This window comes from Pseudomonas sp. HS6 (assembly GCF_023375815.1).
Taxonomy (GTDB): domain Bacteria; phylum Pseudomonadota; class Gammaproteobacteria; order Pseudomonadales; family Pseudomonadaceae; genus Aquipseudomonas.
Window position 1 is genome coordinate 5170118 of the sequence record NZ_CP067412.1, and the last position, 25913, is coordinate 5196030.

At 60.1% G+C, this 25913-nt stretch carries 23 protein-coding genes and 5 tRNA genes; 17 read left to right on the plus strand and 11 right to left on the minus strand.

The window, feature by feature from the left end:
- Both dkgB and JJN09_RS23385 read right to left on the minus strand, forming a co-directional pair.
- Entirely contained in the window at positions 1–804 is an 804-nt protein-coding gene (gene dkgB / locus JJN09_RS23380) for a 2,5-didehydrogluconate reductase DkgB (protein WP_249483964.1), read from the minus strand.
- 116 nt (positions 805–920) lie between these two features.
- Complete coding sequence (locus JJN09_RS23385; RefSeq protein WP_249483965.1) at positions 921–1829, minus strand: LysR substrate-binding domain-containing protein; 909 nt, start codon at positions 1827–1829, stop codon at positions 921–923.
- A gap of 104 nt (positions 1830–1933) precedes the next feature.
- On the opposite strand from JJN09_RS23385, the gene JJN09_RS23390 reads away from it, so the two are divergent.
- The 3 genes from JJN09_RS23390 to JJN09_RS23400 all read left to right on the plus strand — a co-directional run bounded on the left by JJN09_RS23390 (position 1934) and on the right by JJN09_RS23400 (position 5178).
- Entirely contained in the window at positions 1934–2800 is an 867-nt protein-coding gene (locus tag JJN09_RS23390; RefSeq protein ID WP_249483966.1) for a pirin family protein, read from the plus strand.
- 159 nt (positions 2801–2959) lie between these two features.
- On the plus strand, positions 2960–3586 hold the full coding sequence (gene ycaC, locus JJN09_RS23395; protein ID WP_249483967.1) for an isochorismate family cysteine hydrolase YcaC: 627 nt from the start codon (positions 2960–2962) through the stop codon (positions 3584–3586).
- A gap of 149 nt (positions 3587–3735) precedes the next feature.
- Positions 3736–5178 (plus strand): mechanosensitive ion channel family protein, encoded by a 1443-nt coding sequence (locus JJN09_RS23400; protein ID WP_249483968.1) that lies wholly within the window; start codon positions 3736–3738, stop codon positions 5176–5178.
- A 6-nt stretch (positions 5179–5184) separates the two neighbouring features.
- Here the strand turns inward: JJN09_RS23400 and JJN09_RS23405 are convergent, their stop codons facing one another.
- Complete coding sequence (locus JJN09_RS23405) at positions 5185–5772, minus strand: GNAT family N-acetyltransferase (protein ID WP_249483969.1); 588 nt, start codon at positions 5770–5772, stop codon at positions 5185–5187.
- 198 nt (positions 5773–5970) lie between these two features.
- Here JJN09_RS23405 and JJN09_RS23410 point away from each other — a divergent pair, with 198 nt between their 5' ends.
- Entirely contained in the window at positions 5971–6798 is an 828-nt protein-coding gene (locus JJN09_RS23410; RefSeq protein WP_249483970.1) for an arylamine N-acetyltransferase, read from the plus strand.
- A gap of 3 nt (positions 6799–6801) precedes the next feature.
- Here the strand turns inward: JJN09_RS23410 and JJN09_RS23415 are convergent, their stop codons facing one another.
- Together JJN09_RS23415 and JJN09_RS23420 are read right to left on the minus strand one after the other, a co-directional pair.
- Positions 6802–7131, minus strand: coding sequence for a BrnA antitoxin family protein (locus tag JJN09_RS23415; protein WP_249483971.1), 330 nt, complete (start codon positions 7129–7131; stop codon positions 6802–6804).
- The gene (locus JJN09_RS23420) at positions 7128–7418 is read right to left on the minus strand and encodes a BrnT family toxin (protein ID WP_249490840.1); all 291 of its coding nucleotides are present in this window, start codon (positions 7416–7418) and stop codon (positions 7128–7130) included. The genes JJN09_RS23415 and JJN09_RS23420 overlap by 4 nt, the downstream gene beginning before the upstream one ends.
- A gap of 255 nt (positions 7419–7673) precedes the next feature.
- Between JJN09_RS23420 and JJN09_RS23425 the strand changes: the two genes are divergently transcribed.
- The gene (locus tag JJN09_RS23425; RefSeq protein WP_249483972.1) at positions 7674–9194 is read left to right on the plus strand and encodes a nucleobase:cation symporter-2 family protein; all 1521 of its coding nucleotides are present in this window, start codon (positions 7674–7676) and stop codon (positions 9192–9194) included.
- Between the two features lie 124 nt (positions 9195–9318).
- On the opposite strand, the gene JJN09_RS23430 is transcribed toward JJN09_RS23425, so the two are convergent.
- Positions 9319–9394 (minus strand) — tRNA-Asn (locus tag JJN09_RS23430).
- A 228-nt stretch (positions 9395–9622) separates the two neighbouring features.
- Here JJN09_RS23430 and JJN09_RS23435 point away from each other — a divergent pair.
- Positions 9623–9853, plus strand: coding sequence for a hypothetical protein (locus JJN09_RS23435; RefSeq protein WP_249483973.1), 231 nt, complete (start codon positions 9623–9625; stop codon positions 9851–9853).
- On the opposite strand, the gene JJN09_RS23440 is transcribed toward JJN09_RS23435, so the two are convergent.
- Together JJN09_RS23440 and JJN09_RS23445 are read right to left on the minus strand one after the other, a co-directional pair.
- Positions 9850–10050 (minus strand): hypothetical protein, encoded by a 201-nt coding sequence (locus tag JJN09_RS23440; RefSeq protein ID WP_007956421.1) that lies wholly within the window; start codon positions 10048–10050, stop codon positions 9850–9852. The genes JJN09_RS23435 and JJN09_RS23440 overlap by 4 nt on opposite strands.
- A gap of 112 nt (positions 10051–10162) precedes the next feature.
- On the minus strand, positions 10163–11359 hold the full coding sequence (locus JJN09_RS23445; protein WP_249483974.1) for an amino acid aminotransferase: 1197 nt from the start codon (positions 11357–11359) through the stop codon (positions 10163–10165).
- Positions 11360–11695: 336 nt separating this feature from the next.
- Here JJN09_RS23445 and uvrB point away from each other — a divergent pair, with 336 nt between their 5' ends.
- The gene (uvrB, locus tag JJN09_RS23450) at positions 11696–13711 is read left to right on the plus strand and encodes an excinuclease ABC subunit UvrB (protein ID WP_249483975.1); all 2016 of its coding nucleotides are present in this window, start codon (positions 11696–11698) and stop codon (positions 13709–13711) included.
- Positions 13712–13850: 139 nt separating this feature from the next.
- Here uvrB and JJN09_RS23455 read toward each other — a convergent pair whose 3' ends face one another.
- Together JJN09_RS23455 and JJN09_RS23460 are read right to left on the minus strand one after the other, a co-directional pair.
- On the minus strand, positions 13851–15341 hold the full coding sequence (locus JJN09_RS23455; RefSeq protein WP_249490841.1) for an MDR family MFS transporter: 1491 nt from the start codon (positions 15339–15341) through the stop codon (positions 13851–13853).
- Positions 15342–15390: 49 nt separating this feature from the next.
- Positions 15391–16440 (minus strand): HlyD family secretion protein, encoded by a 1050-nt coding sequence (locus tag JJN09_RS23460; RefSeq protein WP_249483976.1) that lies wholly within the window; start codon positions 16438–16440, stop codon positions 15391–15393.
- Positions 16441–16670: 230 nt separating this feature from the next.
- Here JJN09_RS23460 and gltX point away from each other — a divergent pair, with 230 nt between their 5' ends.
- From gltX to JJN09_RS23510, 10 genes are all read left to right on the plus strand, one after another.
- The gene (gene gltX / locus JJN09_RS23465; protein ID WP_249483977.1) at positions 16671–18152 is read left to right on the plus strand and encodes a glutamate--tRNA ligase; all 1482 of its coding nucleotides are present in this window, start codon (positions 16671–16673) and stop codon (positions 18150–18152) included.
- Positions 18153–18354: 202 nt separating this feature from the next.
- A tRNA-Ala gene (locus JJN09_RS23470) sits at positions 18355–18430 on the plus strand.
- Between the two features lie 79 nt (positions 18431–18509).
- A tRNA-Glu gene (locus JJN09_RS23475) sits at positions 18510–18585 on the plus strand.
- A gap of 53 nt (positions 18586–18638) precedes the next feature.
- A tRNA-Ala gene (locus tag JJN09_RS23480) sits at positions 18639–18714 on the plus strand.
- Between the two features lie 78 nt (positions 18715–18792).
- A tRNA-Glu gene (locus JJN09_RS23485) sits at positions 18793–18868 on the plus strand.
- Positions 18869–19049: 181 nt separating this feature from the next.
- Entirely contained in the window at positions 19050–19589 is a 540-nt protein-coding gene (locus JJN09_RS23490; protein WP_007956432.1) for a TetR/AcrR family transcriptional regulator, read from the plus strand.
- Between the two features lie 30 nt (positions 19590–19619).
- Positions 19620–20453 (plus strand): alpha/beta fold hydrolase, encoded by an 834-nt coding sequence (locus tag JJN09_RS23495; RefSeq protein ID WP_085732470.1) that lies wholly within the window; start codon positions 19620–19622, stop codon positions 20451–20453.
- Positions 20454–20500: 47 nt separating this feature from the next.
- Positions 20501–20962, plus strand: coding sequence for a thioesterase family protein (locus JJN09_RS23500; RefSeq protein ID WP_249483978.1), 462 nt, complete (start codon positions 20501–20503; stop codon positions 20960–20962).
- 35 nt (positions 20963–20997) lie between these two features.
- Positions 20998–21957: a tRNA-dihydrouridine synthase gene (locus JJN09_RS23505; protein WP_249483979.1), complete on the plus strand. Its 960-nt coding sequence runs from the start codon at positions 20998–21000 to the stop codon at positions 21955–21957.
- Between the two features lie 120 nt (positions 21958–22077).
- Positions 22078–22521 carry an Hsp20 family protein gene (locus tag JJN09_RS23510; protein WP_085711994.1) on the plus strand — a complete coding sequence of 148 codons (444 nt, stop codon included), beginning with the start codon at positions 22078–22080 and terminating at the stop codon, positions 22519–22521.
- A 46-nt stretch (positions 22522–22567) separates the two neighbouring features.
- Here the strand turns inward: JJN09_RS23510 and JJN09_RS23515 are convergent, their stop codons facing one another.
- Positions 22568–25846, minus strand: a complete 3279-nt coding sequence (locus JJN09_RS23515) for a PAS domain S-box protein (protein WP_249483980.1) — start codon at positions 25844–25846, stop codon at positions 22568–22570.
- Positions 25847–25913 lie beyond the last annotated feature (67 nt).

A 25913-nucleotide genomic window follows, 5' to 3' on the forward strand; every position in this document is an offset into this window, starting at 1 on the left:
TCAGTCCCACTGCGGCGCGATGCCTTTGGGGCTGGTCAGGCGATGGCCGCGCTCCAGTGCGGCAATCAGTGCCATGTCGGCATCGCTCAGGGCGAGTGCCGGGGCGCCGAGGTTGCTTTGCAGGTTGGCACGTTTGGTCGACGAAGGAATCACCGCGTAACCCGATTGCATCGCCCACGCCAGCGTGACTTGCGCCGGGGTGGCTTGCAGACGTTCGGCGATCTGCACAATCAGCGGATCCTTCAGTACTTCGCCATAGGCCAGGGTCATGTACGACGTGATCTGGATGCCCTGACTCTGCGCGAACTCGACAACCTGACGGTTTTGCAGGTACGGGTGCAGTTCGATCTGGTTGGTCGCGATGTTTTCCGCGCCGATGGCGGCAATTGCCTGTTTCATCAGGTCGATGGTGAAGTTGGACACACCGATCTGCCGGGTCAGGCCCAGGCGTTTGGCCTCCAGCAGGGCGCCCATGAATTCCTCCACCGGCACCTGATGCTCCGGCGACGGCCAGTGGATCAGCGTCAGGTCGAGGTAGTCGGTCTGCAATTTTTGCAGGCTCTCCTTGAGGCTTTCGATCAGCCGATCTTTGGCGAAGTTGGCGACCCAGATCTTGCTGGTGATGAACAGCTCGTCGCGGGCGATGCCACTGGCAGCGATGGCTTGGCCGACCTCGGCTTCGTTCTCATAGATTTGTGCGGTGTCGATGACCCGGTAACCGAGTTCAAGGGCGGTGCTCACCGAATCGATGACCACCTGACCTTGCAGGCGAAACGTACCAAGACCGAAAGCGGGAACAGACATGCAGAACTCCAGGATTGCAGTGGGAATAGACGGGAGTATCCGCGTCTGATTCCTCCGGAAAAACCGCTGTCGGGGCAAAGTACTCTTGACCAGAAGGCACGAATCAATCGCAGGTCTCAAGCGATGTCGCTGTGAGCAAACTCCTCACCCAGAAAGTCGATCAGCGTGCGCACCGACGGCAACAAACCCCGGCGCGACGGAAAGATCGCATGCACGATCCCGCATTTCGGCGCCCAGCCCGGGATCAACTCCACCACGCGTCCTGCCGCGATGTCTTCGCGCACGACCACGCTCGGCAGATGCGCGACGCCGACCCCGGCAATCACTGCCTGACGCAGGGCGATCAGGTCATCGGTGACCAGCCTTGGTGTGTGCCGGATCTGCGCCGAAGCGTCGTTCGGTCCGAGCAGGTCCCATTGATACTCACGTTGCGCCGCGCCCCAATGCAAGCTCGGCAAGCCGTTGAGATCGGCCGGCGAGGGCGGTGACGACAAGCGTTCGGCAAATATCGGGCTGCCGACCACTGACTGGGTGCTGTTGCCCAGCACCTTCATCACCATGTCGGTGTTTTCCAGTGGCGGGAAACGCACGCGCAGCGCAATGTCGAAACCTTCGTGCAGCAGGTCGACCCGGCGGTTGGTGCTCTCGATGAACACTTCCACCAGCGGGTACTTTAGCATGTAGCGGGTGAGCATCGGCCCGACCCAGGAATTGAGCAGCGCCGTCGGGCAGCTCAGGCGCACCAATCCCTGAGGTTCGGAGCGATTGCGCTCGATCAGCTCGGCGGCGCTCTCGGCCTCGACCCGCATCGCCAGGCAGCGCTGGTAGTAGGCCTGGCCGATTTCGGTCAGCGAACAATGCCGGCTGGTGCGGTGCAGCAGGCGTACGCCAAGGCGTTCCTCGAGCTGCGAGATGCGCCGACTGAGTTTCGACTTGGGTATGTCCAGCGCACGGCCAGCGGCGGCAAAGCCGCGATGCTCCACTACTTGAGTGAAGTAGTAGAGGGTGTTGAGGTCTTCCACCATCGTTCTCCATATAGAACGCTAAAGCTGATTTTTGCAGTCTAGTCCATCAATGGTCATGGATTTAAGCTTAATCCATCGCGTCATTCATCCGATTGGAGGCAACCATGAAAAACATCATCGGTATCTACACCAGCCCTCGCGGCCATTGGGTCGGCGATGGTTTCCCGGTTCGCACGCTGTTTTCCTACGACAATCTGGGCAAGCACATCAGCCCGTTCCTGCTGCTGGATCACGCCGGGCCTGCGCAATTCACCCCGACCACCGAACGACGTGGCGTTGGTCAGCATCCGCACCGTGGGTTCGAAACCGTGACTATCGTTTACGAGGGCGAAGTGCAGCACCGCGATTCCACCGGTGCCGGCGGCACCATCGGCCCGGGCGATGTGCAATGGATGACCGCTGCGTCCGGGATCCTGCATGAGGAGTTTCACTCGGACAACTTCGCCAGAACCGGCGGCAATCTGGAAATGGTGCAACTGTGGGTCAACCTGCCAGCCAAGGACAAAATGGCGGCGCCCGGTTACCAGACCATTCTGGATCGCAACATTCCTAGCATCCCGCTCAAGGACGGCGCGGGCAGCCTGCGCCTGATCGCCGGTGAGTTCGACGGCCAAAAAGGCCCGTCCCGCACCTTCACGCCGATCGACGTGTGGGATCTGCGCCTGAACGCCGGCAAGTTGCTGACGCTGGATCTGCACGAGGGCCGCAACACCGCGTTGGTGCTGTTGCGCGGTGCGGTGCAGGTCAACGGTCTGGAATCGGTACGCCAGGGCCAGTTGGCGCTGTTCGAGCGTGACGGTCGGCAACTGACGCTTGAGGCCAGTGAAGATGCAGTGGTGTTGCTGCTCAGCGGCGAGCCGATCGACGAACCTATCGTCGGCCACGGTCCGTTCGTGATGAACACCGAGCAGGAAATCCACCAGGCATTCGCCGACTTCCAGTCCGGCCGCTTCGGCCGCATGCACGGCTGACAAGCCGCGCTTCCACACCCCGCTCTACACAGGATGCGTAGGCCGGTTCGAAGGCCAGGGATGGCTGTTGCCCAAAAGAAAGAGAAAACGCTGGATTCCCGGCGCTGACCCGAGACCTCGACCTTCCGTCGAGATCGACAACCCGCGAGGATTACTGCAATGAGCACTCAATACAAACGTCTGGACAAGAACAACGCCGCCGTTCTGTTGGTCGACCATCAAGCCGGGCTGTTGTCGCTGGTGCGCGACATTGAGCCTGACCGGTTCAAGAACAACGTGCTGGCGCTGGCCGACCTGGCCAAGTACTTCAAGCTGCCGACGATCCTGACCACCAGTTTCGAAAGCGGCCCCAACGGCCCGCTGGTACCCGAGCTCAAGGCGTTGTTCCCCGAGGCTCCGTACATTGCCCGTCCCGGCCAGATCAATGCCTGGGACAACGAAGACTTCGTCAAGGCGATCAAGGCCACCGGCAAGAAGCAACTGATCATTGCTGGCGTGGTGACTGAGGTGTGTGTGGCATTCCCGGCGCTGTCGGCCCTTGAAGAAGGGTTTGATGTATTCGTGGTGACCGATGCCTCCGGCACGTTCAATGAGCTGACCCGTGAATCGGCATGGAACCGTATGTCCAGCGCAGGCGCACAATTGATGACCTGGTTCGGTCTGGCCTGCGAGTTGCACCGTGATTGGCGCAACGATATCGAAGGGCTGGGCACGTTGTTCTCCAACCACATCCCGGACTACCGCAACCTGATGACCAGTTACAGCACGCTGACCAGCGGCAAGTAATCAGCGCCATAAAACCTGTGGGAGCACGTTGTCTCCCACAGGTTTTTTCGGTGCCCGCCAAATAGCACTCATCCCGCCAAATCAATTGCTCCTACACTAAGCCCAATCTGTGCGATCTTCTCGCGATTGACCTCTGTCGGAGTTGTTTGATGCTGTCTCTGCTGACTGAACATCCGTTGTTCTGCGCGTTGATCCTGATCCTGCTCGACCTTGGCCTGTGGCGCCTGATCAGCTCTCACGGCAGCGAATGGAAGCTGCTGGTGCGGGTGCTGATTTTCAGCCTGTTCAGCGTGCTGCTGTTCAACGAAGGCCTCAACCCGATGGAGCCGGCGCCGTGGGCCGACAACGTGCCGTTGCATCTGGCGGCGACCGGGTTGCAGATTGGCTGGTGGCTGTTCGGTGCGCGCACCCTGACAGTGTTGATCGGCGCGGTGATGATGCAGCGGGTCGGCCACACCGGGCGGCTGTTGCAGGATCTGCTCGGCGCGGTGATTTTCCTGATCGCCATTATTGCGGCACTGGCCTATGTGCTGGATCTGCCGGTCAAAGGCGTGCTGGCCACGTCCGGGGCGCTGGCAATCATCGTCGGTCTGGCGCTGCAAAGTACCCTGAGCGACGTGTTCTCCGGCATCGTCTTGAACACCACCAAACCCTATCAACTCGATGACTGGATTTCCATCGACGGCACGGAAGGGCGGGTCACCGACATCGATTGGCGTGCCACGCGTCTGCAGACCTCACAGGGCAGCATGGCGGTGATTCCCAACTCGCTGGCGGCGAAGGCCAAGATCATCAACTTCAGCCGGCCGAGCAATATGTTTGGGGTCTCTGTCAGCGTGCAGGTCAGCCCCCATGCGCGGCCGAACTCGGTGATCGACGCCCTGGAGCGGGCGATGCAAGGCTGTCGCCCGCTGCTGGACACCCCGGCGCCGAGCGTGGCGCTGAAGAGTTCCAGCAGTGCCGGTGCGGAGTATGAAATCAGCGGGTTCGTGGCCTCGATGAACGAGAAGCGCGCAGTGCGCAATCAGTTGTTCGATCTGGCTTACCGTCACCTGCAAGCGTCCGGGGTCAATCTGCTATCGAGCGATGAACCCTCCGCCCCGGCCCATCTCTCACGGCCACGGGCGCTGCTCGACAGCTCGCCGATTTTCTCCACCCTGCGTCAGGAAGAGAAAGAAACCTTCAGCCAGAACATGACCCTGCAAACCTTCCGCGCCGGCGAGATCATTCTGGCGGGCGGGGAGGTCAGCGATCATCTGTTCATCATTGAGTCCGGCGTGGTCTCGGTCACCTTGAAACGCCACGGCGCACCGTTCGAGTCCGGGCGCATGGGGCCGGGTGAAGTGATCGGCGAGGCGGGGATTCTTTCCGATACCTCGCTGCCGGCGGACTTTTCCGCCAAAACCTTCTGTGCGCTGTATCGCATCGAAAAGTCGTATCTCAAGCCTTGTCTGGACGCCCGCCACGACATCAACGACGCGATGAAGGCATTGCTCGATTACCGCTTGCACAAAGCGCAATCCCTGACCGAGGAAAAAACGGTGGTTGCGCCGAAAAAAGGCTTCCTGCAATGGCTGCGCAATCGCGCGTGACGACCTTCAGCGTTGTTCGTAGCCAGCGAGTTTGCGCTCAAGGTTCAGGCGCACCAGTGGCCATTCGTCATCGATGATGCTGAAGCGCACCGAATTGCGCTTGCGGCCGTCCGGCATGATCCGCTCGTAACGCACGATGCCTTCCTGCTGTGCACCCAGGCGCAGGATCGCATTGCGTGATTTCTGGTTGTTTTCGTCGGTGGTGAATTGCACGCGCACGCAATCGAGCACTTCGAAGGCGTGCCGCAGCATCAGGTACTTGGCCTCGGTGTTGACGAAGGTTTTCTGAAAGCGAGTCGAGATCCAGCTGCTGCCGATTTCCAGCTTGCGATTGAGCGGGTCGATCTTCCAGAACCGGGTCGAACCGATCACCTCGCCGGTCTCCTTCAATACGATCGCAAATGGCATGACCGTGCCCGCCTCACGGCCGTCGAGTGCCTTTTTCAGGTAGCTGTCGACGGTGGTCGCCGAGGGCACCACGGTGACAGTGAGGTTCCACAACTCGCCGTCGGCAGCGGCGTGGAGCAGGGCATCGGCGTCGGTGTACTGAAGAGGGCGCAGGAGGATGCCCTGGCCTTGCAGCGTGGTTTGCATGAGGGGCGGCTCTTGTCGGTTCGGGCGAGCGTCCATTACGCCGCAACGGGCGTCGTCGTTGCAACTGCTCATGGAGCCTGAATCAGATCAGTCCACAGAGCCGATTGGTGAAATCAATTGTCAGTCCGATAGCCGGATCCCGTATACATGGCGACCATCGGCGGAACGAACCGCGCCTCCCTGCAAAAGGACTGAGCAATGAGCGAGCCACGCCTGGCGAATCTGAAACAGTATCTGCAACGGCTGGGGTTCGACACGCCCCCGGCACCGACCCTTGAGACCCTGCGACTGTTGCAGTTGCGTCATACCGGCGCCTTTCCTTTCGAGAATCTGTCGACCCTCTCTGGCGAGCCCGTGCTGATCGATCTGCCATCCATCCAGCGCAAGGTCTTGAACGATGCCCGTGGTGGTTACTGCTACGAACTCAACAATCTGTTTCTGGCCTTGTTGCTGGAACTGGGATTCGATGCGCGGGGCATCAGTGGCCGTGTGGTCATGAATCAGCCGGAAGGGAGCTGGACGGCACGGACTCATCGTTTGAGTCTGGTGACCCTCGACGGCGTGCGGTACATCACCGATGTCGGCTTCGGCGGCATGGTGCCGACCGCGCCGCTGATTCTGGATACCGAAGCCGAGCAGTCCACCCCCCACGAACCCTATCGCATCGAAGTGCAGGCCGATGGCTACATGCTGCGGGCCAGGGTCGCCGGCGAATGGCGGCCGATGTACCTGTTCGACCTGCAACGCCAGGAAGACATCGATTACACCCTCGGCAACTGGTATGTCTCGACCCATCCGGATTCACCGTTCGCCCAGCGCCTGATGGTCGCGCGTACGGGCGACGGCTGGCGGCGCACGTTGAACAACGGCAGTTTCGCGATCCATCGCATCGGTGCCGAGAGCGAGCGACGCGAGGTGACGGATGTCGATGAACTGATCGAATTGCTGGAGCGGGAATTCGGCCTGCGCTTGCCGCACCAGCCTGGTGCGCGTCTGGCCTTGGCGCGCTTGATCCAGCCTGCCTGAAACCTACGGTTTTACGTCCGGTTCAAGCACCCGCCGGATCTCATTCACGGCCGCCGACAGTTTCTTCTCAAGGCTCTTGAGGTCGGTAGCGGTGATGCCTTTCTTGAATTGCCCGATGGAATGCTCGAGTTCATCGGCTGTGCCACGGCTGTCGAGCAGTGCATGGCGCAGGGTGTTGTTGATGACCGTCTGATAGCCATAGCCCTCGCTCTCAGCGACTCCCCGCGCGGCTTCGATGACTGCGTCATCGAGCATGATGGTGATGCGGGTCTTGCCCTTGTTGGAGGCGACGGCGCCTCGTGTTCCCTGGGTGAAATCGTATTCATCCTTCATTGATCAAATCTCCGGAAATAATGGTGTCGCTCGCTGGGCGTTGCACTGCGCGCGGAAATGATTCGAACCAAATTCGGCTCCCGATAGCTGTACACGACGACCAGCAAACGCCCCTTGCCGTCGTTACCGAGCGTGATCCAGCGTTGTTCGTCATGGTCGTTATCCTCAATCGTCAATGCTCGCTCATCGTGAAAGACCGGCTCGGCCTCGGCGAGGCTGATCCCTCTGTGCTTGAGTTTGTTGGCAGCATTCTTGCTTTTGTCGAACTGAATGTTGAATGACTTAATTATGCATACTTTATATGTATAAAAAAGAGCGCGGCCGCGCCGTCGGTCGCCGTGAACACTTCAGCCTAGGTGGATAAAACGTGGGGTCAGTTGACGATGTGTTGCCGGATTTGTGGAGGGATGGAAGGGGCGGGATAGAAGGTTGGATGGCTACCTATCCATAATGTGACTGATAAGTTGTATACAACTCTATGGACATTTGTCACGAGTATTGAATACAGTGTGCGCATAACAAAAACCAGGGAACCCCCCACCATGAAAACGCCCCATGTTTCACACCAACGGCCCGAGGACGAAAACCTCGGGGTCGGCGCGAATATGGCTTACGGCCTGCAACATGTTCTGACCATGTATGGCGGTATCGTCGCGGTGCCGCTGATCATCGGTCAGGCCGCCGGGTTGTCGCCGGCGGACATTGGTCTGTTGATTGCTGCTTCATTGTTTGCGGGGGGGCTGGCCACGTTGCTGCAAACCCTGGGTCTACCGTTTTTCGGATGTCAGTTGCCGCTGGTGCAGGGTGTGTCGTTCTCCGGTGTCGCGACCATGGTGGCGATTGTCAGCAGTGGCGGGGAGGGCGGCTTTCAGTCGGTGCTCGGGGCGGTGATTGCCGCGTCGTTGATCGGTTTGCTGATCACGCCGGTGTTCTCGCGCATCACCAAGTTCTTTCCACCGCTGGTCACCGGCATCGTGATCACCACCATCGGCCTGACGCTGATGCCGGTGGCCGCACGCTGGGCCATGGGCGGCAACAGCCATGCTCCGGACTTCGGCAGCATGCAGAACATCGGTCTGGCGGCGGTCACGCTGGTATTGGTGTTGTTGCTGAGCAAGGTTGGCAGCTCGACCATCTCGCGTCTGTCGATCCTGTTGGCGATGGTGATCGGCACGGTGCTGGCGGTGTTCCTCGGCATGGCGGACTTCTCCAACGTCACACAGGGCCCGATGTTCGGCTTCCCGACACCGTTCCATTTCGGCATGCCGACCTTCCACTTCGCCGCGATCCTGTCGATGTGCATCGTGGTCATGGTGACCCTGGTGGAAACCTCGGCGGACATTCTGGCAGTCGGTGAAATCATCGGCACCAAGGTCGACTCCAAGCGTCTGGGCAATGGCCTGCGGGCGGACATGCTGTCGAGTATGTTTGCGCCGATCTTCGGCTCGTTCACCCAAAGCGCCTTCGCCCAGAACGTCGGGCTGGTGGCGGTGACCGGGATCAAGAGCCGTTATGTGGTGGCGACCGGCGGCATCTTTCTGGTGATCCTCGGCTTGCTGCCGTTCATGGGTCGGGTGATCGCAGCAGTGCCGACCTCGGTACTCGGTGGCGCTGGCATCGTGCTGTTCGGCACCGTGGCGGCGAGTGGCATCCGCACGCTGTCCAAGGTCGATTATCGCAACAACGTCAACCTGATCATCGTTGCGACCTCGATAGGCTTCGGCATGATCCCGATTGCCGCGCCGAACTTCTACGATCACTTCCCGAGCTGGTTCGCGACCATTTTCCATTCGGGCATCAGCTCGTCGGCGATCATGGCGATCTTGCTGAACCTGGCGTTCAACCACTTCACGGCGGGTAACTCGGATCAGCAGTCGGTGTTCGCGGCGGCGGAAGAGCGGACCCTGCGTTTCCGGGATCTGGCGGCGCTGCGCGAGGGCGACTACTTCAGCGACGGCAAGCTGCATGATTGCGATGGCAATGAAGTGCCGGTGATCGATCCGGACGCGGATCACGGTCATGGTGCACCAAAGGCACATGCCAAAAGCAGCGAGCACGTCTGACTGCTATAGCTGAATGAAAAAGGGCCGATCAGTTGGAAAACTGATCGGCCCTTTTTCTATGGCGCCACTTTTTTCAGCGCCCACAAAAAAGCCCCTGAATCTTTCGATTCAGGGGCTTTGTATTTGGCTCCACAACCTGGACTCGAACCAGGGACCCAGTGATTAACAGTCACTTGCTCTACCAACTGAGCTATTGCGGAATTGGTGCGTATGTTACTGATTTAAAAAGACTAGTCAAGCGCCAGTTGTAAGTTTTTCGGAAAACTCAGGACGGACGGCGGTTTATCGGAGATTGGCGGTTACCAGAACCGTAGCAGAGGTCTACCATGGCCGCCCGGAAGTGGTCACACGCGCTGCCGGCCATTCGCCGAAAAGGTACGCGCCATGAATAGCCCCACCCTAATCCATCGTCCTGCCGAGGTGTTCGCATGAGCACCGCGCAAATCAGTCTGCCCAAAGGCGTCGGCCCGCACGCCGAAAAGCTCTTTGACGCGATCACCCAGGCCGCCACGGCTGAAGAGTTGAATCGCGCGGGCGGCAAGGCCGAAGGTTTTGTCCTCGGTCTGGAAAGCACCAAGGCCATCAAGAGCCAGGTCGCCGAATCGCTCTACGTCGTTTATGACGACGCGGCGACTCAGCGTGCATCGGAACTGGCCTAACCGCCGAACGTGAAGGTGCCGAGCATCAGTTTGGCGTAAAGCATCGTTGCGCCCAGTTGCACCAGCCACAGCGCCAGCCCGCCGAGAAACACCCCGGCTGCGACTTGCAGCACCAGGTTGTTGCCACGTTTGGCCGGGGCGCGGGGGATGAAGTCATCCAGATCGTCGCGGTCGGCGCGCAGGTCATCGTTTTTCATGGTGTCTCTCTGAAATATCGTCTGTGTGCAGTCTAGAGGGTGTAGCGGCTTTTCTTCAGACAAATAAAAAACGGGAAGCCCGAAAGCTTCCCGTTTTCAGTGCAGCGTCAGATCAGATGACCTGAACGATGGCGTCCGTCACGGCTTCGATGTTGCTCTGGTTCAGCGCGGCAACGCAGATGCGGCCGGTGTCCAGGGCGTAGATGCCGAACTCGTTGCGCAGGCGGTGAACCTGCTCGGTGGTCAGGCCGGAGTAGGAGAACATGCCACGCTGACGACCGACGAAGCTGAAGTCACGCTGCGGGGCTTTCTTCGCCAGCAGAGCGACCATCTGCTCGCGCATGCCGCGAATGCGCAGGCGCATTTCAGCCAGTTCGGCTTCCCACTGGGCGCGCAGTTCCGGGCTGTTCAGCACAGCGGCAACGATGCTTGCGCCGTGAGTCGGCGGGTTGGAGTAGTTGGTGCGGATCACGCGTTTGACTTGCGACAGCACGCGCGCGCTTTCTTCTTTCGATTCGCTGATGATGGACAGGGCACCGACGCGCTCGCCATACAGCGAGAACGACTTGGAGAACGAGCTAGACACGAAGAAGGTCAGGCCGGACTCGGCGAACAGACGCACGGCAGCGGCGTCTTCGGCGATACCGTCACCAAAGCCCTGGTAGGCCATGTCGAGGAACGGCACGTGACCTTTGGCCTTGACCGCTTCCAGCACGTTGTTCCAGTCCGCCGGGCTCAAATCGACGCCAGTCGGGTTGTGGCAGCAGGCGTGCAGCACGATGATCGAGCCGTTCGGCAGGGCGTTGAGGTCTTCCAGCAGGCCGGCACGGTTCACGTCGTGGGTGGCGGCGTCGTAGTAGCGGTAGTTCTGCACCGGGAAACCGGCGGTTTCGAACAGCGCGCGGTGGTTTTCCCAGCTCGGGTCGCTGATCGCTACAACGGCATTCGGCAGCAGTTGCTTGAGGAAGTCGGCACCGATTTTCAGTGCGCCGGTCCCGCCGACGGCCTGAGTGGTGACAACTCGGCCAGCCGCCAGCAGTGGCGAATCATTGCCGAACAGCAGCTTTTGCACGGCCTGATCGTAGGCAGCGATGCCGTCGATTGGCAGGTAGCCACGGGAGGCGTGCTGAGCGGCGCGAATGGTTTCGGCTTCGATGACGGCGCGCAGGAGTGGAATTCGCCCCTCTTCGTTGCAATACACACCCACCCCGAGGTTGACCTTGTCGGTCCGGGTATCGGCGTTGAATGCTTCGTTGAGGCCCAGGATTGGATCGCGGGGTGCCATTTCGACAGCGGAGAACAGGCTCATTTTTACGGCAGCTCTATTGGAGAGTGGAGGGACGTGTGGCGCTCCAGCCGAATGCACTAGAGCGGTGCACAAACGGGGAGCTAGTATAGAGGCCATCATCGACCAATGGCGACAGGCGAATCGGCTTTTAAGGTAAGTTTTTCCGATTATTTCTCGACCGTTAGTCGAATGAATCTGTCGGAGACTTTACCGGATGTAGGACGTTTGCCTTGAAAGGCGAGGCAATCGGCTCCACATTCAGCACAATCTTCGTTTTTCCTTGCGCGACATCGGTCGTTTGCGGTCTTTCTCGTGGTGCTGCGGTTTGCCCGCAGCGTCGCGAATCCAGAGGTGTTTATGTCTGAATTCCAGCTCGTCACCCGATTCGACCCTGCCGGCGATCAGCCTGAAGCCATTCGCCAGATGGTCGAGGGCATCGAAGCCGGGCTGGCGCACCAGACCCTGCTCGGCGTGACCGGTTCGGGCAAGACCTTCAGCATCGCCAACGTGATTGCCCAGGTGCAGCGTCCGACCCTGGTGCTGGCGCCGAACAAGACCCTGGCCGCGCAGTTGTATGGCGAGTTCAAGTCGTTCTTCCCGAACAACGCCGTCGAATATTTCGTTTCGTACTACGACTACTACCAGCCTGAAGCCTATGTGCCGTCGTCCGACACCTTCATCGAGAAGGATGCGTCGATCAACGACCACATCGAACAGATGCGTCTGTCGGCGACCAAGGCATTGCTAGAGCGCAAGGACGCGATCATCGTCACCACGGTGTCGTGCATTTACGGTCTGGGCAGCCCGGAAACCTATTTGAAAATGGTGTTGCACGTTGATCGTGGCGACAAGCTCGATCAGCGTGCGCTGGTGCGGCGTCTGGCCGACCTGCAATACACCCGCAACGACATGGATTTCGCCCGGGCGACGTTCCGGGTGCGCGGTGATGTGATCGACATCTATCCGGCCGAATCCGACCTGGAAGCGATCCGCATCGAGCTGTTCGATGACGAAGTGGAGAGCATCTCCGCGTTCGACCCGCTGACCGGCGAGGTCATCCGCAAGCTGCCGCGCTTCACCTTCTACCCGAAAAGCCACTATGTGACGCCCCGGGAGACGCTGCTCGACGCCATCGAGGGAATCAAGGTCGAGTTGCAGGAGCGCCTGGAATACCTGCGCAACAACAACAAACTCGTCGAAGCCCAGCGTCTGGAGCAGCGCACCCGGTTCGACCTGGAGATGATCCTGGAGCTCGGCTACTGCAACGGCATCGAAAACTACTCGCGCTATCTGTCGGGTCGTCCAGCAGGCGCGGCGCCGCCGACGCTCTACGATTATCTGCCGGCGGATGCGCTGCTGGTAATCGACGAATCTCACGTCAGCGTGCCGCAGGTCGGCGCGATGTATAAGGGCGACCGTTCGCGTAAGGAAACCCTGGTGGAATACGGTTTCCGTCTGCCATCGGCGCTGGACAACCGGCCGATGCGTTTCGACGAGTGGGAAGGGGTAAGCCCGCAGACGATTTTCGTCTCCGCCACGCCCGGCAACTACGAAGCCGAGCACGCCGGACGGGTGGTCGAGCAAGTGGTGCGCCCGACCGGTCTGGTCGACCCGCAGGTTGAAGTGCGACCGGCGCTGACCCAGGTCGACGATTTGCTCTCGGAAATCTCCAAGCGTGTAGCGGTGGAGGAGCGGGTACTGGTCACCACGCTGACCAAACGCATGGCCGAAGACTTGACCGATTACCTGGCCGATCACGGCGTGCGCGTGCGTTATTTGCACTCGGACATCGACACGGTCGAACGTGTGGAGATCATCCGCGACCTGCGCCTCGGCACGTTCGATGTGCTGGTGGGGATCAACCTGCTGCGTGAAGGCCTGGACATGCCGGAAGTGTCGCTGGTGGCGATCCTCGATGCGGACAAGGAAGGCTTTCTGCGCTCCGAGCGTTCGCTGATCCAGACCATCGGCCGTGCGGCGCGTAACCTCAATGGCCGGGCGATTCTCTACGCGGATCGCATGACCGGTTCGATGGAGCGTGCCATCGGCGAAACCGAGCGTCGTCGCGACAAGCAGGTCGCCTTCAACCTGGCCAACGGTATTACGCCCAAAGGCGTGTTCAAGGACGTCGCCGACATTATGGAAGGCGCCACCGTGCCCGGTTCGCGCAGCAAGAAGCGCAAAGGCATGGCCAAGGCCGCCGAAGAAAACGCCAAGTACGAAGCCGAACTGCGCTCGCCGAGCGAGATCACCAAGCGCATCCGCCAACTGGAAGAGAAGATGTACCAGTTGGCCCGCGATCTGGAATTCGAAGCGGCGGCGCAGATGCGCGACGAGATTGCCAAAATGCGCGAGCGATTGTTGGCAGTCTGATCTCTATCGCCTGATCTGGCCGTATCGCTGGCAAGCCAGCTCCCACAGGGATTGATGGCGTACACAAAATGTGTGAACACCAAGGTAACCTGTGGGAGCTGGCTTGCCAGCGATAGGGCCGGTGCAGGCACCGCAAAAATCAGTGAGCTTCGCCGGCCTTCAGGCCGGTGGGCAGCTTTTTGGTCAGCAAGATCGCCAGCATGCTGATCCCCAGCGCTATCCCGACAAAATGAAACGCATCGTTGTAGGCCATGATCAGCGCCTGCTGATGAACGATTTCACTCAATTTTCCCAGCGCCGCCGTGTCACTGCCAAAGCGATCGGTCATCGACGCCAGGCGTTCGGCCACCTGCGGATTGGTTGGCACCACCGCTTCGCGCAGGTAATCGAAGTAGGTCTTGGTGCGCGCGTCCAGCAGGGTGGCGAGCAGGGCGATGCCGATGGCGCCGCCGAGGTTGCGCAAGATGTTGAACAGGCTCGATGCCGAGCCCGCGTCCTGCGGCAGGATGTAAGCCGTGGCGATCAGCGAAATGGTCACCATGATCAGCGGCTGGCCGAGGGCGCGGATGATCTGGATCTGATTGAATTGCGGCCCGGCAAAGTCCGGATTGAGCACGCCGGATGAAAAACTCGCCAATCCGAACAGGCCGAAGCCGATCGTGCACAGCCATTTCGGCGACACGAATTTCATCAACTTCGGCACCAGCGGAATCAGGAACAACTGCGGCACGCCCATCCACATGATCACTTCGCCGATCTGCAAGGCGTTGTAATTCTGGATCTGCGCCAGGTACAGCGGCAGCAGATAGATCGAACCGTACAGCCCAACGCCCATGCCAAGGCTGGAAATACTTGACAACCCGAAATTGCGATTGCGCAGGATGCCGAGGTTGATCAGCGGATTGGGCTTGGAAATCTGCACGATGACGAAGGTGATCAAACTCAGCAGGGCAACGCTGCCCAGCGCCACGATCAGGCTCGATTCAAGCCAGTCCTTGCGATGGCCTTCTTCAAGAAACACTTGCAGGCAACCGAGTCCGATACCCAGCGTGAGAATGCCGGTGTAATCGGTGCTTTTCAGCAGTTCCCAGTGCGCTTCTTTCTTCTCCAGGCCATACATCAGCCCGGCGATCATGATCAGTCCCGGCGGGATGTTGATGTAGAAGATGTATTCCCAGCCCCAGTTTTCCGTGAGCCAGCCGCCGAGGGTCGGGCCGATGGAGGGGGCGAAGGTGGCGGTCATCGCGAACATCGCCATGCCTTTGGCGCGGTGGTGTTCGGGGAGTTTGATCAGGGTCAGAGTGAAGGCCAGCGGGATCAGCGCGCCGCCGGTGAAGCCCTGCATGGCGCGGAACACGATCATGCTGTCGAGGCTCCAGGCCATCGAGCACAGCAAGGATGAAATCAGAAATCCCAGCGAGACCCAAACCGCCAGTCGCCGTGCCGACAGCAGCTGCACCAGCCACGCGGTCAGCGGGATCATGATGATTTCCGCTACCAGGTATGAGGTGGAAATCCATGAGCCTTCTTCCAGGGTCGCCGACAGGGCGCCCTGAATGTCCTTGAGCGAGGAGTTGGTGATCTGGATGTCGAGCACTGCCATGAACGCGCCGAGCATCACGCTCATCACCGCGATCCAGTCCCGTCGGGTCGGCTCGCCGACCGGACGAATCAGCGAATCACCGGCCATTGTCTGGGGCGTCTTTGATATTCACGGTGGCGGTGACCGACATGCCCGGACGGATTTTGCCGTGCAGCGGGTTATCGGCCTTGAAGGTCAGCTTGACCGGAATCCGTTGTACGACCTTGGTGAAGTTGCCGGTGGCGTTGTCCGGCGGCAACAGGCTGAACTGCGCGCCTGAGGCTGCGAACAGGCTGTCGACCCGGGCTTCGATCGGCGTATCGCCATAGGCGTCGAAGATCAGCTCGGCCTTCTGGCCCGGCAGCATGTGGCCGATCTGGGTTTCCTTGAAGTTGGCCTGCACCCAGATGTCTTCGTCCGGAACGATCGACAGCAGGTACGCGCCGGCCTGCACGATCTGGCCATTTCGCGAGGCACGCTGGCCGATCAGGCCGCTGATCGGTGCGTGGATTTCGCTGCGAGTGAGGTTCAGCTCGGCCTGGGCGAGGTCGGCGCGGGCGTTGGCGATCTGCGCATCGAGGCGTTTGATTTCAGCGTTCAGCGCGTTGACTTGCTGGCGCTGGCTCTGCGCATCGGCCTGGGCCTTGGCCACTTGCGAGCGGGCGATGTGGGTGTCGGCGGAGAGGGTGGTGACCCGCTCCTCGGAGACGTAGCCGGGTTTGCGCAGGGTTTCTGCCCGCGACAAGTCGATCTGCGAGCGGCCGAGGGTGGCTTGAGTCGTCGCCACCTGGGCGTCACTGGAGGCAATCAGGCTGGCTTGCTGGGTCAGCTTACTCTGGGCTTGCAGCCGCTCGGCTTCGCGTGTGGCGAGGGCGGCGTTGGCACGATCGACCGCGAGGCGGAAATCTTCGCCCTCGAGGCGGATCAGCAACTGGCCTTTTTCCACATGCTGGTTGTCCTGCACCAGCACCTCGTCGATGCGTGCGCTCAACTGGCTCGACACGCGGGTAATTTCACCCTGGACATAGGCGTTGTCGGTGCTTTCATAAAAGCGCCCCTTGAAAAACCAATGAGCAAAAAAGCCCCCGGCAATCAGCAGGACGAGCAGCAGGAAAATGAACAGGCGACGCTTGAGTTGGGCAGGCATGGGCAAACTGTAGTCGAGGAATTGTAAGGAAAGTTATCAGCAGGCGAATCTGGCATACAGCCGATGAACGGTAAATGCCATCTGCTGATATTCAGCCATTCACCACGGCCAACGGGCGTTACAGACGCAAAGTTGGCTTAAATGCCCTGTCCGCTGGAGCGGGGCGGGTGTCGCCTGTTACCATTCGCCGCTTGATCGTTCTTTGCTTTTCATTCTTTTCGAGACATGCCATGACCACCGTCCGCACTCGCATCGCGCCATCGCCTACCGGGGATCCCCACGTAGGTACCGCTTACATCGCATTGTTCAACTACTGCTTTGCCAAGCAGCACGGCGGTGAGTTCATTCTGCGCATCGAAGACACCGATCAGTTGCGCTCGACCCGCGAGTCCGAACAGCAGATCTTCGATGCGCTGCGCTGGCTCGGTATCGACTGGAGCGAAGGCCCGGACGTCGGCGGCCCGCACGGCCCGTATCGCCAGAGCGAGCGCGGCGATATCTATCAGAAGTACTGCCAGCAACTGGTCGACATGGGCCATGCCTTCCCGTGCTTCTGCACCGCTGAAGAGCTGGATCAGATGCGCGCCGAGCAAATGGCTCGCGGCGAAACCCCGCGCTACGATGGCCGTGCGCTGTTGCTGTCCAAGGAAGAAGTCGCGGCCCGCCTGGCTGCGGGTGAGCCGCACGTGATCCGCATGAAAGTGCCGAGCGAAGGCGTCTGCGTGGTGCCGGACATGCTGCGCGGCGATGTCGAGATCCCGTGGGATCGCATGGACATGCAAGTGCTGATGAAGACCGACGGCCTGCCGACGTACTTCCTGGCCAACGTGGTCGACGATCACCTGATGGGCATCACCCACGTGCTGCGTGGCGAAGAATGGCTGCCGTCGGCACCGAAACTGATCCTGCTCTACGAATACTTCGGCTGGGAACAACCGGAGCTGTGCTACATGCCGCTGCTGCGCAACCCGGACAAGAGCAAGCTGTCCAAGCGCAAGAACCCGACCTCGGTGACGTTCTACGAGCGCATGGGCTTCATGCCGGAAGCCATGCTCAACTATCTGGGCCGCATGGGCTGGTCGATGCCGGACGAGCGCGAGAAGTTCTCGCTGCAGGAAATGGTCGACAACTTCGATCTCAAGCGTGTCTCGCTGGGCGGGCCGATTTTCGACATCGAGAAACTGTCGTGGCTCAACGGCCAGTGGCTGCGTGATCTGCCGGTGGAAGAGTTCGCCAGCCGCTTGCAGACTTGGGCGCTGAATCCGGAATACATGATGAAGATCGCGCCGCTGGTTCAGGGCCGCGTTGAAACCTTCAGCCAGGTTGCACCGCTGGGTGGTTTCTTCTTCTCTGGTGGCGTTAACCCGGATGCCAAACTGTTCGAATCGAAAAAGCTCTCGGGCGATCAGGTTCGTCAACTGATGCAGTTGATCCTGTGGAAGCTGGAAAGCCTGCGTCAGTGGGAGAAGGACAGCATCACTGCGACGATTCAGGCAGTGGTGGAATCCCTTGAGCTGAAGCTGCGTGACGCGATGCCGCTGATGTTCGCTGCGATCACTGGTCAGGCAAGCTCGGTATCGGTGCTCGATGCGATGGAAATCCTCGGGCCGGACCTGACCCGTTTCCGCCTTCGTCAGGCAATTGACCTGCTGGGCGGCGTGTCGAAGAAAGAAAACAAAGAGTGGGAAAAGCTGTTGGGCACTATCGCCTGATTGCGTTTGACTCTGCAGGACGCGCCGGAGGTCAGGATCATTTGATCCCGTCCTTCGGTGTTTTCCCCCGAATTTACGGGGGGAGGGTGGTAAGTGATTGTTATGCCGACAAAAAATTTTGAATTTTTTCAAAAATAAGTTTGACAGCCTTTCGATACGCCCTTAAGATTCGCCCCGTCCTCAGCGATGACATCAACGATGAGGGGCTATAGCTCAGCTGGGAGAGCGCTTGCATGGCATGCAAGAGGTCGACGGTTCGATCCCGTCTAGCTCCACCAATTTACACTTCGAAGCCTGGCCACACCGGCTTCGAAGCGATCAACACTCAGCGTTGATCAGTTGTATAGAAGGGTTTGCGTCCCCTTCGTCTAGTGGCCTAGGACACCGCCCTTTCACGGCGGTAACAGGGGTTCGAGTCCCCTAGGGGACGCCAGTTTTACAGAAGCGATGTTGCAAGATGTCGCTCCGCCGCGAGGCGAAAAATCCGGGGCTATAGCTCAGCTGGGAGAGCGCTTGCATGGCATGCAAGAGGTCGACGGTTCGATCCCGTCTAGCTCCACCAATTTACAGTTCAAGGTCTGGCCACACCGGCCTTGAATCGATCAGATCTCAGCACTGATCAGTTGTATAGAAGGTTTGTGTCCCCTTCGTCTAGTGGCCTAGGACACCGCCCTTTCACGGCGGTAACAGGGGTTCGAGTCCCCTAGGGGACGCCACGATTACCCGCTCTGCGGGATTTATAAGGGTCATTCAATTATTGAATGGCCCTTTTGTTTGTCTGGCGTTTGGCCAACTCTCCTTTTTCCTTACACTGTGCTTCAGACCAGCGGTCATATTTTCGACTTGCAGAATATTATTATGAGAATAATATTCTAATCGTAATATTCGGAGGCAACGATGAACGACAAAAAAGCTCAAACCCGCGAACGCATCCTCAAGGCTGCCAGCGCCGCACTGATCCAGCGTGGCCCGGCCGAGCCGAGTGTGGGTGAAGTGATGGGCGCCGCCGGCCTGACTGTCGGTGGCTTCTATGCGCACTTCGAAAGCAAGGACGCAATGATGCTTGAGGCGTTCAAGCAGTTGCTGGGTCGCCGCCGAGACCTGATTGCCGACATGGACTCTGAATTGACCGGCGAAGAGCGTCGCGCCTTGGTGGCCGCGTTCTACCTGTCACGCAAACACCGTGATTCCAGCGATTCGGCTTGCCCGATCCCGGCGTCCATCGGTGAGCTGGGGCGTCTGCCAGAAGAGTTCCGCATCGCGCTGAACGAGCATCTGGAGCTGATGATCGCGCAGTTGGCTTCAAGCCCGGAAGACATCGACAAAGCGTTGGCGGACGTGGCCTTGATGGTAGGGGGGCTGGCGCTCTCAAGGGCGTTGGGGCCTGGTGATTTATCCGATCGATTGCTGCGCGCTGCCAAGTCGGCGGTGCGTTGACCTGAAGGCAACGAGCCTGAGGAGAGAGCGATGAGCACGTTGAAGTGGGTTCGTGGCGTTAATGGCACCTTAGGCTGGTTTGCACCGAAACTGGTGGCAAGCAAAATGCGGTTGGCATTCATGACCCCTCGCGCCAATGCGCCACGGGATTGGGAGTTGCCGCTGCTGGCGAAGTCCGAGCGGATCACTTTGCGTTTCGGTCTCTCCGCGCTGCGCTGGGGGCAAGGCCCGACGGTTCTGCTGATGCACGGTTGGGAAGGGCGGCCGACCCAGTTTGCCGCGCTGATCACGGCACTGGTCGAATCCGGTTACACCGTTGTCGCTCTCGACGGCCCGGCCCACGGTCGTTCGCCAGGGCGCGAAGCCAACGTCGTACTGTTTGCGCGCGCCATGCTCGAAGCCGCCGCCGAACTGCCTCCGTTGCAAGCCGTCATCGGCCACTCCATGGGCGGCGCCAGCGCCATGCTCGCGGTGCAATTGGGGTTGCGCACCGAAACCCTTGTCAGCATTGCCGCGCCGGCTCGCATCCTGGGCGTGTTGCGCGGGTTTGCCCGTTACGTCGGAATGCCACCTCGAGCTCGCTCTGCCTTTATTCGCCAAGTCGAACAGGACGTGGGCATGCGTGCCGCGACTCTCGATGTCGCCCACTATCAGCTGGATATGCCAGGCCTGATCGTGCATGCCGAGGACGACACCTTCGTCTCGGTCAAGGAATCCCAACTGATCCACGAATCGTGGTTCGACAGCCGACTGTTGCGCCTGGAAGCCGGCGGTCATCAGCGCGTGCTGGCCGACCCTCGGGTGATTGATGGCGTGTTATCACTGCTGGCCGGTCGCAGCCTTCAGGCGCGGCAATCGGCATAGCCATCCGTTACACTGCCCCGGTTGAATCATTTGATCGGGAGTAGGGCATGGGCTGGGATCGGGCAACGCCGTTTACCATTGATCTGCAAGTAGGCGCCGAGGACATCGACGGGCTGGGACACGCAAACAACGCGGTTTACGTCTCCTGGCTCGAACGTTGCGCCTGGCGTCACTCGCAGCGGCTGGGTCTGGATCTGGTCGAGTACCGTCGTCTGGATCGAGCGATGGCGGTGGTGCGGCACGAAATCGATTATCTGGCCGCTGCCTACGAAGGCGATGAGTTGCAATTGGCGACCTGGATCGTCGATTGGGATCAGCGCCTGAAAATGACCCGTCACTTCCAGCTGATCCGCCCCAGCGACAACACCACGCTGCTGCGCGCCCAGACCACCTTCGTCTGCATCGAACTGTCCACTGGCAAGCCCAAGCGCATGCCCGCCGAGTTCATCGAAGGCTATGGCCCGGCCATCCAGACAGCGGACGTGGGTTTAACCCGCGAAACCCAGTAAACTGCCGCACGTTTTTCCTTGAGTGTGTGTTTCCCATGCAAATTGCTCTGGCGCCGATGGAAGGGTTGGTCGACGACATCCTGCGCGATGTCCTGACCCGTGTCGGCGGTATTGACTGGTGCGTGACCGAGTTCATCCGGGTCAACGATCAGTTGCTGACTCCGGCCTATTTCCACAAGTTCGGCCCTGAATTGCTCAACGGCGCCCGCACTGCTTCCGGCGTGCCGTTGCGCGTGCAATTGCTCGGTTCCGACCCGGTGTGCCTGGCGGAAAACGCTGCGCTGGCCTGCGAACTGGGCTCTGAAGTGATCGACCTGAACTTCGGCTGCCCGGCCAAGACCGTCAACAAGTCCCGGGGCGGGGCGGTGTTGCTCAAGGAGCCGGAGCTGCTTAACCAGATCGTCGAGCACGTCCGTCGCGCTGTACCCGCACACATTCCGGTCACCGCGAAGATGCGCCTCGGTTTCGATAGCCCCGACGGCTCGCTGGTGTGCGCCACCGCGCTGGCCGAAGGTGGCGCCGAGCACATCGTGGTTCACGCCCGGACCAAAGTCGACGGCTACAAGCCACCGGCGCACTGGGAGTGGATCCCGCGCGTGCAGGACGTGGTCAAGGTGCCGGTGTTCGCCAACGGTGACATCTGGAGCGTCGAAGACTGGCGCCGCTGCCGGGAAATCAGCGGCGTAGAAGACATCATGCTCGGTCGTGGTCTGGTGTCGCGTCCGGATCTGGCCCGTCAGATCGCAGCAGCGCGTGCCGGCGAGGAAGTTGTCGAGATGACCTGGGCCGAGCTGTTGCCACTTATTCAGGACTTCTGGCTGCAAGCCAAGGCGCAGATGACCGCGCGCCAATCCCCGGGCCGCTTGAAGCAATGGCTGGCGATGCTGACCCGCAACTATCCCGAGGCCACTGAGCTGTTTACCGTGCTGCGCCGCGAAACCGAACCGGACCACGTCTCGCGTTTGCTGGGGTTGCCGGTCGCCGAGGCGGCCTGAAAAAATTTCAAAATAATCTCTTGAAAACAAAACGCAGGTCCCTATCTAAGGGTTACGCGATGCCGAATTCGGGTCGCGGAGTCAAAAAACCTTGCTGATTGTTTTCAGGAGATTTGAACCATGAGTACTGCATTTTCCCTCGCGCCACTGTTCCGTTCCTCGGTAGGTTTCGACCGTTTCAACGACCTGTTCGAAACCGCCCTGCGCAACGAGCCAGGCAGCAGCTATCCGCCTTACAACGTCGAAAAACACGGTGACGATCAATACCGCATCGTCGTGGCGGCGGCCGGTTTCCAGGAAGAAGACCTGGAACTGCAAGTCGAGAAAGGCGTGCTGACCATCAGTGGCGGCAAGCGTGACGCGAACGAAGGCGTCACTTTCCTGCACCAGGGCATTGCCCAGCGTGCATTCAAGCTGTCCTTCCGCCTGGCCGATCACATCGAGATCAAGGCCGCCGGCCTGAGCAACGGCCTGCTGAGCATCGATCTGCTGCGTGTGATCCCGGAAGAAGCGAAAGCCAAACGCATCCCGATCAACGGGACGCAGAAGCCGGCTCTGCAATAAGCCGACAGACAAGAAGGGCGCCGAAAGGCGCCCTTTTTTGTGGCTGTCATTCAAGCAAGGTTTTCAGCACCTCCAGCGCCACCGGCCGACTGTGCAGATACCCTTGATACAAATGGCAGCCCAGCCCTTGCAGGAATTCCAGCTGCTCGGGGGTTTCCACGCCTTCGGCGATCACTTCCAGTTCCAGGCTGCGGGCCATGGCGACGATGGCGCGAATGATCTCGGCGTCGTTGGGGTCGCTGGTGGCGTCGCGGATGAAGGACTGATCGATCTTCAACGTGTCCACCGGCAGGCGTTTCAGGTATGTCAGTGATGAATAGCCGGTGCCGAAATCGTCCATGGCGAAGCTCACGCCGAGCTTTTTCAGGCGGCGCATCTTGCTGATGGTGTCTTCCAGGTTCTGGATGACGATGCCTTCGGTGATCTCCAGCTTCAGCAGCGAACAGGGCAGGCCATGGCTGGTCATGCTGTGTTCGATGCGTTCGACGAAGTCGTTCTGGCGGAACTGCCGGGGGCTGATGTTCACACAAAGGCTGAACGCCAGGGGATCGATCAGGCCGTCGGCGATCAGTTGTTTGAAGGCCTCGCAGGCTTCATCGAGGATCCAGGTGCCGACCTCGAGAATCAGCCCGCTATCTTCCAGCACCTTGATGAACTCGGTCGGTGATTGTGCGCCGAGTTCCGGGTGATTCCAGCGCACCAGCGCTTCGGCGCCGATGATGCGATTGTCCCGGGCGTCCACTTGCGGCTGGAAATGCACGTTGAATTCGCCACGGGACAACGCCAGGCGCAAGTCGGTCTCCATGCGCAGCCGTTCGCTGGCCGCTTTCTGCATGGTGTTGTGATACATCTGCGTGGTATTGCGCCCCGAATCCTTGGCCCGGTACAGCGCGATATCCGCGCGTTTGAGCAGGTCGGTCGGGGTCGAGCCGTGATCGGGTATCAACGCCACGCCAATGCTCGGCGTCACTTGCAGGCGCTGGCCGTCGAGGAACATCGGCTCCGAGAGCAATTCGCGAATGGTGTCGGCCAGTTCGCGCACCTGGGCGCTGACTTCGTTGCGCGTGCCTTCCAGGCCGCTGAGCAACACCACGAATTCGTCGCCACCGAGCCGGGCCACGGTGTCTTCCATGCGCACACTGGCTTCGAGGCGCGCAGTGATGATTTTCAGCACCGTGTCGCCGACCGGATGGCCGAGCGAGTCGTTGATGTGCTTGAAGTGATCCAGGTCGAGAAACAGCAGCGCACCGCGCAGGTTGTGGCGTTTGAGCAGGGCGATCTGTTGGCTCAGGCGATCCATCAGCAGCGCACGATTGGGCAGGTTGGTCAGCGGGTCGTGATAGGCCAGATGACGGATCTGTGCTTCGGCATTCTTCAGCAGGCTGACGTCCCGGGCGGTCATCAGCAGGCAAGCGGTTTCGTTGAGGGTGATCGGTTCAACCGACACCTCCACTGTCAGCAACTCCCCGCGCTTGTTGCGCCCGAGCATTTCCTGATGGTGTACGCGACCCTTGATCTGTAGCTCGGCAAGCAGGCCCGAGCGCTGTTTTTCTTCGGCCCAGATGCCGACCTGATACACGGTTTTGCCCACCACCTCGTCGGCGCGATAGCCGGTCAGGCGGCAGAAACCGTCGTTGACCTCCAGATAACGCCCAGTGTCGCGTTCGGTGATGGTGATCGCGTCGGGGCTGGAGTGAAACGCCTTGGCGAATTTCTCTTCACTGGCCTTGAGCGCCGCTTCCGAGCGCTGTTGCTGGGTAATGTCGCGCAGTGTGGTGACGATGCATGGCTGGTTGCCGACGCTGATCTGACGGCTGGAAATCACACAGGTCAGCGACTGGCCGTCCTTGTGCTGGACGATGATCGCGACGTTGCTCAGGCCCTGTTCGCGGATCACCCGTTCGATGCGTTGCAGGCTTTTCGCCGAAGCGTCCCACAGGCCGATTTCTTCGGCGGTATGGCCGATGACGTCGGTGGCGCTCCAGCCGAAGGTCTGGGTGAAGCTGGAGTTGATCTCGATGAATTCCCCGGTTTCCTGACGGGTCACGCAGATCGGGTCGGGGCTGACCTGGAACAACGTGGCGAATTTTTCTTCCGAGGCCACCAGCCGCTGTTCGCGTTCGACTTGATCGGTGATGTCGAGCAAGGTGCCCGCCATGCGCAGCGGCGCGCCGTTTTCATCGCGATAGAGGCGGGCGCGGCTTTCCAGGTAACGCGAGCTGCCGTCCGGCAGTTGTACGCGGTAGGTCAGCTGATAATTGCCTGCCGGCCCCTCGCGCAGGCTGCGGTAGGCGTCGCGCATGCTGTCGCGTTCCTCGCCGGGCACGCCTTCGAAGAATTCGTCAAAGGACTCGTGAAACGGAATAGGCTCCAGCCCGTGCAATTGCGCGGCCCGGGCCGAGCCGTAGAGCATGCCGCTGGGAATATGCCAGTCCCAGGTGCCGAGCTGTGCCGAGTCCAGCGCCAGATCAAGGCGTTCCTGGCTGTCCTTGAGGGCGTGCTCGGCGGCTTTGCGCTCGGTGGTGTCGAGAAACGTACTCAGCAAGTACGGCTGGCCTTCGAGTTCGACCTTTTGCGCGCTGAGAATGCCGTCATGGACTTGACCGTTACTGGCGCGGAACTGCACTTCCATGCTGATCAGTTCGCCCTTGGCCTTGGTTTTCTTGACCAGCTCCGCCCGTTGCTCGGGATGCACCCACAGGCCCAGCTCCAGGGTGGTGCGCCCGATTGCGCTTTGTACCGGCCAGCCGAACAGGCTTTCGAAATACTGGTTGGCCTCGCTGATCAGGCCGTCTTCCTGGCGGGTCAGCAACACCATGTTCGGGCACAGATGAAACAGTGTGGCGAAACGTTTCTCCGAACTGGTGAGGGCCTGTTCCCGTTGCCGCTGGTGGGTGATCTCACGGATCACCCCGATCATTCGGGGCCGGCCGTTCTTGTCAGGCAGCAGGCTGCCATTGATCTCCAGCCAGTGCAGGCTGCCATCGGGCCAGCGAATGCGGTGGTGCATCGCCTGTTCCAGCGGCGCGCCGGCTATTACCGCGTGGAAGGCGCGAACGGTTTTCGCCCGGTCTTCCGGCGGCAGCAGGTCGAGGTATTCCAGGTCTTCGGGCAACGGCTGCCGTGGATCGAAGCCGAACAAGGCCTGAGTGCCCCGCGACCAACTGATCTGCCCGCGCTCGATGTCCCAATACCAGGCGCCGAGCCGGGCACCATTGAGCGCCGCGAGCAATTGCGGCGCGCTCTCCCAGCTCTGCTCGGAACGCCGTGGATCAATGGCCTGAATACGCGGCATCGGCGGAATACGGTCAACAGATTTCGGCATTGTTAAGGGGCCTTGAGCTGATTTGGGCGTTAGGCACAGGGACGGCAGCTCTATAGGAGTAGCACAA

Coding starts and splice junctions, on each gene's coding strand:
- JJN09_RS23505 (WP_249483979.1), top strand. CDS start 20,998: ATGCAAATTGCTCTGGCGCCGATGGAAGGGTTGGTCGACGACATCCTG.
- JJN09_RS23435 (WP_249483973.1), top strand. CDS start 9,623: ATGAGCACCGCGCAAATCAGTCTGCCCAAAGGCGTCGGCCCGCACGCC.
- JJN09_RS23515 (WP_249483980.1), bottom strand. CDS start 25,846: ATGCCGAAATCTGTTGACCGTATTCCGCCGATGCCGCGTATTCAGGCC.
- JJN09_RS23440 (WP_007956421.1), bottom strand. CDS start 10,050: ATGAAAAACGATGACCTGCGCGCCGACCGCGACGATCTGGATGACTTC.
- ycaC (WP_249483967.1), top strand. CDS start 2,960: ATGAGCACTCAATACAAACGTCTGGACAAGAACAACGCCGCCGTTCTG.
- JJN09_RS23410 (WP_249483970.1), top strand. CDS start 5,971: ATGAGCGAGCCACGCCTGGCGAATCTGAAACAGTATCTGCAACGGCTG.
- JJN09_RS23415 (WP_249483971.1), bottom strand. CDS start 7,131: ATGAAGGATGAATACGATTTCACCCAGGGAACACGAGGCGCCGTCGCC.
- JJN09_RS23460 (WP_249483976.1), bottom strand. CDS start 16,440: ATGCCTGCCCAACTCAAGCGTCGCCTGTTCATTTTCCTGCTGCTCGTC.
- JJN09_RS23400 (WP_249483968.1), top strand. CDS start 3,736: ATGCTGTCTCTGCTGACTGAACATCCGTTGTTCTGCGCGTTGATCCTG.
- gltX (WP_249483977.1), top strand. CDS start 16,671: ATGACCACCGTCCGCACTCGCATCGCGCCATCGCCTACCGGGGATCCC.
- JJN09_RS23425 (WP_249483972.1), top strand. CDS start 7,674: ATGAAAACGCCCCATGTTTCACACCAACGGCCCGAGGACGAAAACCTC.
- JJN09_RS23490 (WP_007956432.1), top strand. CDS start 19,050: ATGAACGACAAAAAAGCTCAAACCCGCGAACGCATCCTCAAGGCTGCC.
- JJN09_RS23405 (WP_249483969.1), bottom strand. CDS start 5,772: ATGCAAACCACGCTGCAAGGCCAGGGCATCCTCCTGCGCCCTCTTCAG.
- dkgB (WP_249483964.1), bottom strand. CDS start 804: ATGTCTGTTCCCGCTTTCGGTCTTGGTACGTTTCGCCTGCAAGGTCAG.
- JJN09_RS23500 (WP_249483978.1), top strand. CDS start 20,501: ATGGGCTGGGATCGGGCAACGCCGTTTACCATTGATCTGCAAGTAGGC.
- JJN09_RS23445 (WP_249483974.1), bottom strand. CDS start 11,359: ATGAGCCTGTTCTCCGCTGTCGAAATGGCACCCCGCGATCCAATCCTG.
- JJN09_RS23390 (WP_249483966.1), top strand. CDS start 1,934: ATGAAAAACATCATCGGTATCTACACCAGCCCTCGCGGCCATTGGGTC.
- uvrB (WP_249483975.1), top strand. CDS start 11,696: ATGTCTGAATTCCAGCTCGTCACCCGATTCGACCCTGCCGGCGATCAG.
- JJN09_RS23510 (WP_085711994.1), top strand. CDS start 22,078: ATGAGTACTGCATTTTCCCTCGCGCCACTGTTCCGTTCCTCGGTAGGT.
- JJN09_RS23495 (WP_085732470.1), top strand. CDS start 19,620: ATGAGCACGTTGAAGTGGGTTCGTGGCGTTAATGGCACCTTAGGCTGG.
- JJN09_RS23385 (WP_249483965.1), bottom strand. CDS start 1,829: ATGGTGGAAGACCTCAACACCCTCTACTACTTCACTCAAGTAGTGGAG.